The following is a 13515-nucleotide window of genomic DNA, read 5'->3' as shown; positions in this document are numbered from 1 at the left end:
GACGGCGGTCTTTATCACCCGGTCCGGTCCATCGCGAATTTGCTTCGGCGAGTGTCGGCCTGCTAGTGCGAGAACTCCCTGACCAGCGGTAACACTCAAAATCATCACTTCTTGTAGTTGATCGTGTGCTTCACGTATGAAGATCACCGCTCATCCGACTTCATGATCCTTCGTCAGGTGGTGGAGATCACAAAGTCGTTGCGTACCCCGTGTCGCAGATCACAGACCAGCGGGCATAGGATGCGGAGCAGTCGGGCTTGTGAACTGCCTCACATGTACGTGATCTTCGCGAGGCGGCGAGGTGGAAGCCCGGTGCGGTCCAACGGTCAAGGACGACTGGAAGGAGCGAGGAGCGTGAATGCCTACGCGCCCATCCTCGTGCTCGGCGCCCTAGCGGCAGGCTTTGCGATCTTCTCCGTGGTCATGGCCACGCTCATCGGCCCGAAGCGCTACAACCGCGCGAAGCTCGAAGCGTACGAGTGCGGGATCGAGCCGACGCCGACGCCGGCCGGAGGGGGCCGCTTCCCCATCAAGTACTACCTGACGGCGATGCTCTTCATCATCTTCGATATCGAGATCGTCTTCCTCTATCCCTGGGCCGTCAGCTTCGACGCTCTGGGGATCTTCGGGCTCGTGGAGATGCTGCTCTTCGTGCTCACCGTCTTCGTCGCGTACGCGTACGTCTGGCGGCGCGGCGGCCTGGAATGGGACTGAGGGGCTGAGGGGCACACCAATGGGACTCGAAGAGAAGCTGCCGAGTGGTTTCCTGCTGACCACCGTCGAACAGGCCGCGGGCTGGGTGCGCAAGGCGTCGGTCTTCCCCGCCACCTTCGGCCTGGCCTGCTGTGCCATCGAAATGATGACGACCGGCGCCGGCCGGTACGACCTGGCCCGCTTCGGTATGGAGGTCTTCCGCGGCTCGCCGCGGCAGGCGGACCTGATGATCGTCGCCGGGCGGGTGAGCCAGAAGATGGCGCCCGTCCTTCGGCAGGTCTACGACCAGATGCCCAACCCCAAGTGGGTGATCTCCATGGGGGTTTGCGCATCCTCGGGCGGAATGTTCAACAATTACGCGATTGTGCAAGGTGTTGACCACATTGTTCCCGTTGACATCTATCTGCCGGGCTGTCCCCCGCGCCCGGAGATGCTGATGGACGCGATCCTCAAGCTCCACCAGAAGATCCAGACCTCCAAGCTCGGCGTGAACGCGGAGGAAGCGGCGCGCGAGGCGGAGGAGGCGGCCCTCAAGGCGCTCCCGACGATCGAGATGAAGGGGCTGCTGCGGTGAGCGACGACCGTGACATCAGCCGCTGCCGCGGAGCGGCCACCACGCTGCGGACTTCGGAGTCCGCCCGTGCACGGCACGGCGGCGGGACCGGGAGCACTCTCCCCACTCCGTACGGGTGCGGCGGAACCACCGCCCCGGTGACCCGGGAGGTGCTGCGGTGACGGACCAGCCGAACCCGGAAAAGGAACTCAGCGAGCAGAACCTGCCCGGTCAGCGCGGTGAACACGGCGAGGAGATCCGCGTCCAGCGCGGCATGTTCGGCGCCGACGGCGGCGGCGACACCTCGGGTTACGGGGGCCTCGTCCGCTCCGTGCGGCTGCCCGGCCCGTCGACCCGTCCGTACGGCGGCTGGTTCGACGACGTCGCCGACGAACTGGAGGGCGCCCTGGAAGAACAGGACCTGCTGCCCGCCAACGCGATCGAGAAGACCGTCGTCGACCGCGGCGAACTCACCTTCCACATCGCCCGTGAGCACCTCGTCCGCGTCGCCAGGACCCTTCGCGACGACCCGGCCCTCCGCTTCGAGCTCTGTACCGGGGTGAGCGGTGTCCACTACCCCGGCGACAAGGGCCGCGAGCTGCGCGCCGTCTACCACCTGCGGTCGATCACCCACGGCCGGTTGATCCGCCTGGAGGTCAGTGCCCCCGAGACGGACCCGCGGGTCCCGTCCCTGGTCGGGGTCTACCCGACGAACGACTGGCACGAGCGCGAGACCTACGACTTCTTCGGCCTGGTCTTCGACGGCCACCCGGCCCTGACCCGGATCATGATGCCGGACGACTGGCAGGGCCATCCCCAGCGCAAGGACTACCCGCTCGGCGGCATCGCCGTCGAGTACAAGGGTGCCCAGATCCCGGCTCCGGACCAGCGGAGGTCGTACTCGTGAGCTCATCAGCCCACCCGTCTCCCGGCCACCACCCCTCATCGGGTCCCTCCGGGACGCAGGCCAGTTCTCAGTCGTCTCCCGGCCACCACCCCTCATCGGGTCCCTCCGGGACGCAGGCCAGTTCCCGCGAGACCACCGAAGGAACCGTCTACACGGTGACCGGTGGAGACTGGGACGAGGTCGTGCAGACCGCGGCCAAGGCCGACGACGAGCGCATCGTCGTCAACATGGGTCCGCAGCACCCCTCCACCCATGGAGTGCTCCGCCTGATCCTGGAGATCGAGGGGGAGACCGTCACCGAAGCCCGTTGCGGCATCGGCTACCTGCACACCGGGATCGAGAAGAACCTCGAGTACCGCACGTGGACGCAGGGCACGACCTTCGTCACGCGCATGGACTACCTGACGCCGTTCTTCAACGAGACGGCGTACTGCCTCGCGGTCGAGAAGCTGCTCGGCATCGAGGACCAGGTCCCGGACCGAGCGAGCGTCATCCGCGTCCTGCTGATGGAGCTCAACCGGCTCTCCTCGCACCTGGTGTGCATCGCCACCGGCGGCATGGAGCTCGGCGCCACCACCGTCATGATCTACGGCTTCCGTGACCGCGAGCTGATCCTCGACATCTACGAACTGATCACCGGTCTGCGGATGAACCACGCGTACATCCGTCCCGGCGGTCTCGCCCAGGACCTCCCGCCGGGCGCCGTGGACCAGATCCGCGAGTTCGTGAAGAAGATGACGAAGAACCTCCCGGAGTACGACAAGCTCGCCACCGGTAATCCGATCTTCAAAGCCCGGATGCAGGACATCGGCTACCTCGACCTCGCCGGGTGCATGGCGCTCGGCGCGACCGGCCCGATCCTGCGCGCCACCGGCCTGCCCCACGACCTGCGCAAGACGGATCCCTACTGCGGCTACGAGGACTACGAGTTCGACGTCCCCACCGCCGACACCTGTGACGCGTACGGCCGATTCCTGATCCGCCTGGAAGAGATGCGCCAGTCGCTGCGGATCATCGAACAGTGCCTGGACCGGCTGGAGCCCGGTCCGGTGATGGTCGCCGACAAGAAGATCGCCTGGCCCGCGCAGCTCGCGCTCGGGCCGGACGGCCTCGGCAACTCGCTCGACCACATCAAGAAGATCATGGGCACGTCCATGGAAGCCCTGATCCACCACTTCAAGCTGGTGACCGAGGGATTCCGGGTCCCCGCAGGACAGGCGTACACCGCCGTCGAATCGCCCAAGGGCGAGCTCGGCGTCCACGTCGTCTCCGACGGTGGCACCCGCCCCTACCGGGTCCACTTCCGCGACCCGTCGTTCACCAACCTGCAGGCCATGGCGGCGATGTGCGAGGGCGGCCAGGTCGCCGACGTCATCGTCGCCGTCGCGTCCATCGACCCCGTGATGGGAGGCGTCGACCGGTGACAGACGTCAGCTTGGGGATGCCCCAGCTCCCCGCCCCCGATTTTCCGGCCGATGTACGCGCCCGGCTCGAAGCCGACGCCCAGGAGGTCATCGGCCGCTACCCCGACAGCCGGTCCGCGCTGCTCCCGCTGCTGCACCTGGTGCAGGCGGAGGAAGGCTTCGTCTCCCGTACCGGCATGCGGTTCTGCGCCGAGGTGCTGGGCCTGACGACGGCCGAGGTCACGGCGGTCGCCACCTTCTACACCATGTACCGGCGGAAGCCCTCGGGCGACTACCAGGTCGGTGTCTGCACCAACACGCTCTGCGCAGTGATGGGCGGCGACGCGATCTTCGCGGAACTCCAGGAGCACCTCGGGGTCGGCAACGACGGGACCACCGACGACGGCGCGATCACCCTCGAGCACATCGAGTGCAACGCGGCCTGCGACTTCGCGCCGGTCGTGATGGTCAACTGGGAGTTCTTCGACAACCAGACGCCAGAGTCGGCCCGCCGGCTCGTCGACGACCTGCGGGCCGGCCGGACCGTCAAGCCCACCCGCGGCGCCCCCCTGTGCACCTTCAAGGAGACCGCACGCGTCCTCGCGGGCTTCCCCGACGAGCGCCCGGGTGCCGTCGAAGCAACCGGCGGAGCGGGTCCGGCCTCCCTGATCGGCCTGCGCCTGGCCAAGGGCGAGGCGGCCCATCCGCGCGTGGTCCACCCGCGGGGCAAGGTCCCCAAGGGCGAGCCACCGGCCGGGCACCCGAGTTCCCACGACGCACCGCAAGCGACGTCCGCATCGGACCCCTCGCACCCCGCGGGGCCGGTATCGGAGGAGGGGGAGTGATGGCCGTGTCGACCGAGTACGGCGGCACCACCCGGCCGGAGGCCGGGGGAGAGACGAGCGCCGAGAAGCTCCTCGTTCCCGTGCTGTCCTCCTTCTGGGACCAGCCCGAGTCCTGGACGCTGGAGACCTACCGCAGCCACGACGGCTACGAAGGACTCCGCAAGGCCCTTGCGATGGCCCCGGACGACCTGATCGCCTACGTCAAGGACTCCGGTCTGCGCGGCCGCGGCGGCGCGGGCTTCCCCACCGGCATGAAGTGGCAGTTCATCCCGCAGGGCGACGGCAAGCCCCACTACCTGGTGGTCAACGCCGACGAGTCGGAACCCGGTACCTGCAAGGACATCCCCCTCCTCTTCGCCAACCCGCACTCCCTCATCGAGGGCATCGTGATCGCCTGCTACGCGATCCGGTCGTCACACGCCTTCATCTACCTGCGCGGCGAGGTCGTCCCGGTCCTGCGCAGGCTGCACCAGGCGGTGCGCGAGGCCTACGAGGCCGGCTACCTGGGCAAGGACATCCTGGGCAGCGGACTCGATCTGGAGCTCACCGTTCACGCGGGCGCGGGCGCGTACATCTGCGGTGAGGAGACGGCACTGCTCGACTCCCTGGAAGGCAGGCGCGGCCAGCCCCGGCTGCGCCCCCCCTTCCCCGCGGTCGCCGGTCTGTACGCGTGCCCCACCGTGGTGAACAACGTCGAGTCCATCGCGTCGGTTCCCGCGATCCTCAACCGTGGCAAGGACTGGTTCCGTTCGATGGGGAGCGAGAAGTCACCGGGCTTCACGCTCTACTCGCTGAGCGGCCACGTCGCGAACCCCGGCCAGTACGAAGCCCCCCTCGGTGTGACGCTGCGCCAACTGCTGGACATCAGTGGCGGCATGCGGCCGGGCCATCGGCTGAAGTTCTGGACGCCGGGCGGCTCCTCCACTCCGATGTTCACCGACGAGCACCTCGACGTCCCGCTCGACTACGAAGCCGTCGGAGCCGCCGGGTCGATGCTCGGCACCAAGGCCCTCCAGTGCTTCGACGAGACGACCTGCGTCGTACGGGCCGTCACCCGCTGGACCGAGTTCTACGCCCACGAGTCGTGCGGCAAGTGCACCCCCTGCCGCGAAGGCACGTACTGGCTCGTCCAGTTGCTGCGCGACATCGAAGCCGGCAAGGGAGTCATGGACGACCTCGACAAGCTCAACGACATCGCCGACAACATCAACGGCAAGTCGTTCTGCGCCCTCGGGGACGGCGCCGCCTCGCCGATCTTCTCGTCGCTGAAGTACTTCCGCGACGAGTACGAGCAGCACATCAGGGGCAAGGGCTGCCCCTTCGACCCCGCGATGTCCACGGCCTGGGCCGACAAGGACCTGGAGGTGTCCGCATGACTGTGGCGCACGCGCCGAGCTCCGGCCGCGGCCTCGCCGCCGCAGGCCGCCCCGCACCGCGGACGGAGGTGGAGGCATGACCGTCACCGAGTCCACCGCCGCGGGCGGCGGCACCGCTGTACCGCCGGAGGACCTCGTCAGCCTCACCATCGACGGCATCGAGATCTCCGTGCCCAAGGGCACGCTGGTCATCCGCGCCGCCGAACAGCTGGGCATCGAGATCCCCAGGTTCTGCGACCACCCCCTCCTCGACCCGGCCGGTGCCTGTAGGCAGTGCATCGTCGAGGTGGAGGGCCAGCGCAAGCCGATGGCCTCCTGCACCATCACCTGCACCGACGGCATGGTCGTCAGGTCGCAGCTCACCTCGCCCGTCGCCGAGAAGGCGCAGAAGGGCGTGATGGAACTGCTGCTCATCAACCACCCGCTGGACTGCCCGGTCTGTGACAAGGGCGGTGAGTGCCCCCTGCAGAACCAGGCGCTCTCCCACGGTCAGGCCGAGTCCCGCTTCGACGGCAGGAAGCGCACCTACCAGAAGCCGGTCAACATCTCGACGCAGGTGCTGCTCGACCGGGAGCGCTGCGTGCTGTGCGCCCGCTGCACCCGCTTCTCCCAGCAGATCGCCGGGGACCCGATGATCGAACTGCTGGAACGCGGGGCCCTCCAGCAGGTCGGCACCGGCGAGGGCGACCCCTTCGAGTCGTACTTCTCCGGGAACACCATCCAGATCTGCCCCGTGGGCGCGCTGACCTCGGCGGCGTACCGCTTCCGCTCCCGGCCCTTCGACCTCGTGTCCTCCCCCTCGGTGTGCGAGCACTGCGCGGGCGGCTGCGCGACCCGCACCGACCACCGGCGCGGCAAGGTCATGCGGCGGCTCGCTGCCGAGGACCCCGAGGTCAACGAGGAGTGGATCTGCGACAAGGGGCGGTTCGCCTTCCGCTACGCCCAGCAGCGCGACCGTCTCACCACCCCGCTGGTGCGGAACGGGGAGACGGGCGAGTTGGAACCGGCGAGCTGGCCGGAGGCCCTCCAGGCCGCGGCCTCCGGGCTGGCCGCGGCACACGGCCGGGCGGCGGTGCTGACCGGCGGACGACTCACCGTCGAGGACGCCTACGCGTACGCCAAGTTCGCCCGTATCGCCCTCGGTACCAACGACATCGACTTCCGGGCGCGCGCGCATTCCGCCGAGGAGACCGACTTCCTGGCGTCCGTGGTGGCGGGCCGCGGCCGGGACCTCGGGAGCTCCCCGGACGAGGCCGTCCCAGGGAGCAGGGGCGTCACCTATGCCTCCTTGGAGAAGGCTCCCACGGTGCTGCTCGTGGGCTTCGAGTCGGAGGAAGAGGCACCCGGCGTCTTCCTGCGGTTGCGCAAGGCAGCCCGGAAGCACGGCCAGCAGACGTTCGCGCTCGCCACGCACGCCACGCGGGGACTCGCCAAGGTCCGGGGGGTGCTGCTGCCCGCAGCTCCCGGCACGGAGACCGAGTGGTTGAACGCGCTCGCCGCGGACACCGGACTCGACGGCGAGGGCGCCGCCGCCGCCCGCGCGTTGCGTGCGCAGGGAGCCGTGATCGTCGTCGGGGAGCGGACGGCCGGAGTGCCCGGCGCCCTGACGGCGGCGGTGCGGGCCGCCGCGGCGACGGGAGCCGCACTGGTGTGGATCCCGCGCCGGGCCGGCGAGCGGGGAGCGGTCGAGGCGGGCGCTCTGCCGTCCCTGCTGCCCGGGGGGCGCCCCGCCACCGACCCGCGGGCCCGCGAGGAGACCGCCGCGGCCTGGGGCGTGCGCGAACTGCCGCACCGCTACGGCCGCGACACAGGACAGATCGTCGAGGCCGCGGCGGGCGGTGAGCTCGCAGCCCTGGTCGTCGCGGGCGTCGAAGTGGCCGACCTGCCCCATCCCGCCCGGGCGCGCGAGGCGCTCGACTCCGTCGGATTCCTCGTCTCGCTGGAGCTGCGGCCCACCGAGGTCACCGCTCGGGCCGACGTCGTCTTCCCCGTGGCGGCCGTACCGGAGAAGCCGGGCACCTTCCTCAACTGGGAAGGACGGGCACGGTTCTTCGAGGCGGCGCTGAAGCCGGACCAGATGACCCGCACCCTGCCGCCCTCGGACGCCCGGGTGCTGCACATGCTCGCCGACGCCCTCGACGTGCACCTGGCGCTCCCGGACCTGCGGTCCGTGCGGCGCGAGATGGACCGGCTCGGTGGATGGAACGGTACCCGGGCGTCCGCGCCCGAGGAGTCCGCCCGTCCGCTGCCCCGCCCGGGCAACGGCGAGGCGGTGCTCGCGGGACACCGGCTCCTGCTCGACCAGGGGCTGCTGCAGGAGGGCGACGAAGCACTGGCCGGCACCCGGCACGCGGCGGTCGCCCGGGTCTCCTCCGCCACCGCGGTCGAGGCGGGAGTCAAGGACGGCGGCCTGCTCGCCGTCACCGGGCCGGCCGGCCGGGTGGAACTCCCGCTACAGGTGACGGAGATGCCCGACCGCGTGGTCTGGCTGCCGCTCAATTCGACGGGCGGCGGGGTGTTGAGCGACACCGGCGCGGTGCCCGGCCACCTGGTCCGCATCGGCCCGGCCGCCGTCGGCGGTCCGACCACCGACGCAGGCGACGACGTACCGGAGGTGCGCGCGTGAACCCGACCCTCCTCGCAGCCGAGGACCTCTCGCTGTTCGGCCGGGACCCCTGGTGGCTGGTCGTCGTCAAGGCGGTCTTCTGCTTCGCGTTCCTGATGCTGACCGTGCTCTTCTCCATCGTCTGGGAGCGCAAGGTCGTCGCGTGGATGCAGCTGCGGATCGGCCCCAACCGGCACGGCCCCTGGGGCCTCCTCCAGTCCCTCGCGGACGGCGTCAAGCTGATGCTCAAGGAGGACGTGATCGTCAAGCGCGCGGACAAGGTCGTCTATGTCCTCGCGCCGATCGTCGCCGCGATCCCCGCGTTCATGGCCATCGCCGTCATCCCGTTCGGCCCGGCCGGCAACGAGGTCTCGATCTTCGGCCAGCGCACCACGATGCAGCTGACCGACCTGCCGATCGCGATGCTCTACATCCTGGCCGTGGCCTCGGTCGGCATCTACGGCATCGTGCTCGCCGGATGGTCCTCCGGCTCGACGTACCCGCTGCTCGGGGGACTGCGCTCGTGCGCGCAGATGATCTCGTACGAGATCGCCATGGGCGCGGCGTTCGCCTCCGTCTTCCTCTACTCCGGGTCGATGTCGACCTCGGCGATCGTCGAGGCGCAGGCGGACCGCTGGTACGTACTGCTGCTGCCGGTCTCATTCCTGATCTACATCGTGACGATGGTGGGCGAGACCAACCGCGCGCCGTTCGACATGCCGGAGTCCGAGGGCGACCTGGTCGGCGGCTTCAACACCGAGTACTCGTCGATCAAGTTCGCCCTCTTCATGCTCGCCGAGTACGTCAACATGGTCACCGTCTCCGCCGTGACCGTCACCCTCTTCCTCGGCGGGTGGCGCGCCCCGTACCCGATCAGCACCTTCTGGGAGGGCGCGAACCACGGCTGGTGGCCCATGCTCTGGTTCGTCATCAAGGTCCAGTTGTTGCTGTTCTTCTTCATCTGGCTGCGAGGCACGCTCCCGCGCGTCCGCTACGACCAGCTGATGAAGCTCGGGTGGAAGGTCCTCATCCCGGTCTCGGTCGTGTGGCTGATGCTCGTCGCGACCGTACGGGCGCTGCGCAACGAGGGCCGGGACTTCAGCCAGATCGTGCTGTACGTCGGCGGGGCCGTCCTGGTGGTCCTGCTGCTCTCCATCCTGGTCGACGTCTTCCGAGGCAAGAAGGAACCCGCGGCGGCCCCGCAGCAACCGCCTGCCGCGGCGTTCGACCCGATGGCGGGTGGGTACCCCGTGCCGCCGCTGCCCGGCCAGGAGTTGCCGCCGGTGCCGCGCAGGCGTCCGCGGCGTGACCACGAACTGATGGTGAGCGGCGGGCCCAGTACTGACAGTGACGGTCCTCGGGACGGAAAGGAGGCTGACGGTGTCTGAGGAATCCGGGAGCTCGTTCCAGAATCCGGTGGCCGGCTTCGGCGTGACCTTCAAGGCCATGTTCAAGAAGCGGCTGACGGAGCAGTATCCGGAGCAGCAGAAGACGACGGCGCCGCGCTTCCACGGCAGGCACCAGCTCAACCGGCACCCGGACGGGCTGGAGAAGTGCGTCGGCTGCGAGCTGTGCGCATGGGCCTGCCCTGCCGACGCCATCTACGTGGAGGGTGCCGACAACACGGACGAGGAGCGTTACTCGCCCGGAGAGCGCTACGGCCGCGTCTACCAGATCAACTACGCCCGCTGCATCTTGTGCGGATTGTGCATCGAGGCCTGCCCGACCCGGGCGCTCACGATGACCAACGAGTTCGAACTGGCCGACAGCTCGCGCGAGAACCTGATCTACACCAAGGAACAGCTCCTCGCGGGCCTCGAACCGGGCATGGTCGACACCCCGCACGCGATCTACCCCGGCACGGACGAACAGGACTACTACCGGGGCCGGATCACCGGGGCGGCGCCCGGCACGGAGCGCCAGGTCGCGGTCTCCCAAGGCGAGCAGCAGCCGTCCGAGGACTCCTCCGGCGCGGTCGTGGGCGGGGAGGTCGACGCATGAGCACCTCACTCGCCGCCGCGGCCTCGACTGGCGAGGCCGTCCAGTTCTGGGTGCTCGGCACCGTCGCCGTCATCGGCGCGCTGAGCACGATCCTGATGAAGAAGGCGGTGCACAGCGCACTGTCGCTTGCCGGGACGATGATCATCCTGGCGGTGTTCTACCTGGCCAACGGCGCGTACTTCCTGGGCGTCGTCCAGATCGTCGTCTACACCGGCGCGATCATGATGCTGTTCCTCTTCGTCGTCATGCTCGTCGGCGTGACGGCGGCGGACTCCCTCAAGGAGACGTTGAAGGGCCAGCGTTGGTGGGCGGCCCTCTGCGGGCTCGGCTTCGGTGTCCTGCTGATCGCCGGCATCGGCCACGCGGCGTTGACCCCCGACTCGTTCGTCGGCCTGGGTCGGGCCAATGCGAGCGGAAACGTCGAAGGCCTCGCCGCGCTGATCTTCACCAAGTACGTCTTCGCCTTCGAGCTCACCGGCGCGCTGCTGATCTCGGCCGCCGTGGGCGCGATGGTCCTCACCCACCGTGAGCGCACCGAGCGTGCCAGGACCCAGCGCGAGCTGGCCGAGCAGCGGGTGCGCGAGGGCAAGCACCTCCCGCCGCTGCCCGCGCCCGGGGTCTACGCCCGGCACAACGCGGTGGACATCGCCGGCCTCCTCCCGGACGGCACCCCGTCCCAGCTCACCGTGAGCAAGACGCTGCAGGAACGCGGTCAGCTCCGCGACGTGTCCGGGGAGGCGCTGAACGACCTGAAGGTGCTGGAGCGGCGTTCCGAGGAGCGCCTCGGCCGAGACGAGCGGAACGGACTGCTCGGCGGTCAGCGCGACGGACAGGAGGTCACACGGTGAATCCGGTCAACTACCTCTATCTCGCAGCTCTGTTGTTCACCATCGGCGCCGCCGGTGTGCTGATCCGGCGCAACGCGATCGTGGTCTTCATGTGCATCGAGCTGATGCTCAACGCGTGCAACCTGGCGTTCGTCACGTTCTCCCGGATGCACGGCAACCTCGACGGGCAGATCTTCGCCTTCTTCACGATGGTCGTCGCCGCGGCGGAGGTCGTGGTCGGGCTCGCGATCATCGTGTTGCTGTTCCGCTCCCGCCACTCGGCCTCGGTCGACGACGCCAGTCTGATGAAGCTGTAAGGGGTCGCAGACTCGTGGACAACGCAGAGAACCTGATTGCGCTGCTGATCGCGGCGCCCCTGGTCGGAGCGGCCCTGCTGCTGTGCGGCGGGCGCCGCCTCGACCGCACCGGCCACTGGGTCGGCACGGTGCTGGCGGCCGTCTCCTTCGTCATCGGCGTCGTACTGTTCGTCGACATGCTGGGCAGGCCGGGAGAAGACCGGACCCTGACGCAGCACCTGTACACCTGGATCCCGGTCGAGGGCTTCCAGGCCGACGTCGCCTTCCAGCTCGACCAACTGTCGATGACCTTCGTCCTGCTGATCACCGGAGTCGGCTCGCTCATCCATCTGTACTCGGTCGGGTACATGGAGCACGACGAGCGCCGCAGGCGCTTCTTCGGTTACCTCAACCTGTTCCTCGCGGCGATGCTGCTGCTGGTCCTCGCCGACAACTACCTGTTGCTGTACGTCGGCTGGGAGGGCGTGGGCCTCGCCTCGTACCTGCTCATCGGCTTCTGGCAGCACAAGCCCAGCGCGGCGACGGCGGCGAAGAAGGCCTTCCTGGTCAACCGGGTCGGCGACATGGGCCTGTCGATCGCCATCATGCTGATGTTCACCACCTTCGGGACCTTCGCCTTCACCCCGGTCCTCACCTCGACGGGCAGGACGTCCGAGGGTGTGCTGACGGCCCTCGGGTTGCTGCTCCTGCTCGCCGCCTGCGGCAAGTCCGCCCAGGTGCCGCTGCAGTCCTGGCTCGGCGACGCGATGGAGGGCCCGACCCCGGTCTCCGCCCTGATCCACGCGGCGACGATGGTGACCGCCGGCGTGTACCTGATCACCCGTTCCGGGGCGATCTACAACGACGCACCGGACGCCCAGCTCGTGGTCGTTGCGGTCGGCGCGGTCACGCTCCTCTTCGGTGCGATCGTCGGTTGCGCGAAGGACGACATCAAGAAGGCCCTGGCCGGTTCGACGATGTCGCAGATCGGCTACATGATCCTGGCGGCGGGCCTGGGCCCGATCGGCTACGCCTTCGCGATCATGCACCTGGTGACGCACGGCTTCTTCAAGGCAGGGCTCTTCCTGGGTGCCGGTTCGGTCATGCACGGCATGAACGACGAGGTCGACATGCGGAAGTACGGGGCTTTGAGGACCTACATGCCGATCACCTTCGTCACCTTCGGGCTCGGCTACCTCGCGATCATCGGCTTCCCCGGCCTGTCCGGCTTCTTCTCCAAGGACAAGATCATCGAGGCTGCATTCGCCAAGGGCGGTACGGAAGGCTGGATCCTCGGCGGAGCGGCACTGCTGGGCGCGGCCATCACCGCGTACTACATGACCCGCGTGATGATCATGACGTTCTTCGGGGAGAAGCGCTGGCAGCCCGCCCCGGACCCGGCCGTGACGCCCGGGGTGGAGCTCGCCCCCGGCGTGCGGCCCGGCGAACTGCCCCACCCGCACGAGTCGCCGAGGACCATGACGGCGCCGATGATCGTCCTCGCCTTCGGATCGGTCTTCGCCGGCGGTCTGTTCTCCTTCCACGAGTCGTTCGTGAAGTGGCTGGAGCCGATCACCGGCTTCTCGCACGGACATTCGCCGGTCAGCGCGGCAACGGTGACGACCGCGACCGTCGTGGTGATGGTCCTCGGCGTCGGGCTCGCCTACCTCCAGTACGGACGGCGCCCGGTGCCGGTCGTCGCGCCGCGCGGCTCGCTCCTCACCCGCGCCGCGCGCCGCGACCTCCTCCAGGACGACTTCAACCACGTCGTCCTGGTCCGCGGAGGCGAACACCTCACCCGCTCCTTGGTGTACGTGGACCACACCCTGGTCGACGGGGTGGTCAACGGTACGGCGGCCTCCGTGGGCGGCCTTTCGGGCCGGCTCCGCAAGCTGCAGAACGGCTACGCCCGCTCCTACGCGGTCTCGATGTTCGGAGGTGCGGCGGTGCTGATTGCCGTGACCCTGCTGATGAGGGCGGTGTGACCC

General features: G+C 68.9%; 12 protein-coding genes. All 12 read left to right on the top strand.

The genetic code is table 11. The features are described 5' to 3' along the window. Positions 1–354 precede the first annotated feature (354 nt). The 12 genes from ACFXOM_RS03500 (at position 355) to nuoL (ending at position 13512) form a co-directional block, all read left to right on the top strand. Positions 355–714 carry an NADH-quinone oxidoreductase subunit A gene (locus ACFXOM_RS03500; protein ID WP_384935021.1) on the top strand — a complete coding sequence of 120 codons (360 nt, stop codon included), beginning with the start codon at positions 355–357 and terminating at the stop codon, positions 712–714. A 19-nt stretch (positions 715–733) separates the two neighbouring features. Further along, complete coding sequence (locus ACFXOM_RS03495) at positions 734–1288, top strand: NADH-quinone oxidoreductase subunit B family protein (RefSeq protein ID WP_003998928.1); 555 nt, start codon at positions 734–736, stop codon at positions 1286–1288. Between the two features lie 157 nt (positions 1289–1445). Next, positions 1446–2174 carry an NADH-quinone oxidoreductase subunit C gene (locus ACFXOM_RS03490; RefSeq protein WP_384935023.1) on the top strand — a complete coding sequence of 243 codons (729 nt, stop codon included), beginning with the start codon at positions 1446–1448 and terminating at the stop codon, positions 2172–2174. A 155-nt stretch (positions 2175–2329) separates the two neighbouring features. Beyond that, positions 2330–3598: an NADH-quinone oxidoreductase subunit D gene (locus tag ACFXOM_RS03485; protein WP_384935026.1), complete on the top strand. Its 1269-nt coding sequence runs from the start codon at positions 2330–2332 to the stop codon at positions 3596–3598. A 17-nt stretch (positions 3599–3615) separates the two neighbouring features. Continuing rightward, entirely contained in the window at positions 3616–4422 is an 807-nt protein-coding gene (nuoE, locus tag ACFXOM_RS03480; protein ID WP_385036881.1) for an NADH-quinone oxidoreductase subunit NuoE, read from the top strand. After that, a complete protein-coding gene (gene nuoF / locus ACFXOM_RS03475) occupies positions 4422–5798 on the top strand; it encodes an NADH-quinone oxidoreductase subunit NuoF (protein ID WP_384935028.1) in 1377 nt (458 codons plus the stop codon). Before nuoE ends, nuoF begins: the two co-directional genes overlap by 1 nt. 76 nt (positions 5799–5874) lie before the next feature. Further along, the gene (locus tag ACFXOM_RS03470; protein ID WP_385036832.1) at positions 5875–8424 is read left to right on the top strand and encodes an NADH-quinone oxidoreductase subunit G; all 2550 of its coding nucleotides are present in this window, start codon (positions 5875–5877) and stop codon (positions 8422–8424) included. After that, positions 8421–9791 carry an NADH-quinone oxidoreductase subunit NuoH gene (gene nuoH / locus ACFXOM_RS03465; RefSeq protein WP_384935034.1) on the top strand — a complete coding sequence of 457 codons (1371 nt, stop codon included), beginning with the start codon at positions 8421–8423 and terminating at the stop codon, positions 9789–9791. The genes ACFXOM_RS03470 and nuoH overlap by 4 nt, the downstream gene beginning before the upstream one ends. Beyond that, entirely contained in the window at positions 9784–10404 is a 621-nt protein-coding gene (gene nuoI / locus ACFXOM_RS03460) for an NADH-quinone oxidoreductase subunit NuoI (protein ID WP_384935036.1), read from the top strand. Before nuoH ends, nuoI begins: the two co-directional genes overlap by 8 nt. Next, entirely contained in the window at positions 10401–11252 is an 852-nt protein-coding gene (locus tag ACFXOM_RS03455) for an NADH-quinone oxidoreductase subunit J (RefSeq protein ID WP_384935039.1), read from the top strand. The genes nuoI and ACFXOM_RS03455 overlap by 4 nt, the downstream gene beginning before the upstream one ends. Next, entirely contained in the window at positions 11249–11548 is a 300-nt protein-coding gene (gene nuoK, locus ACFXOM_RS03450) for an NADH-quinone oxidoreductase subunit NuoK (protein WP_384935042.1), read from the top strand. Before ACFXOM_RS03455 ends, nuoK begins: the two co-directional genes overlap by 4 nt. Before the next feature lie 14 nt (positions 11549–11562). Further along, positions 11563–13512 carry an NADH-quinone oxidoreductase subunit L gene (gene nuoL, locus ACFXOM_RS03445; protein WP_384935045.1) on the top strand — a complete coding sequence of 650 codons (1950 nt, stop codon included), beginning with the start codon at positions 11563–11565 and terminating at the stop codon, positions 13510–13512. Positions 13513–13515: the final 3 nt, after the last annotated feature.

The organism is Streptomyces sp. NPDC059169 (assembly GCF_042755225.1).
In the GTDB taxonomy this organism is placed as follows: Bacteria; Actinomycetota; Actinomycetes; order Streptomycetales; family Streptomycetaceae; genus Streptomyces.
The sequence above is the reverse complement of the archived record's forward strand: the minus strand, read 5'-3'. Positions and strand labels throughout refer to the sequence as shown.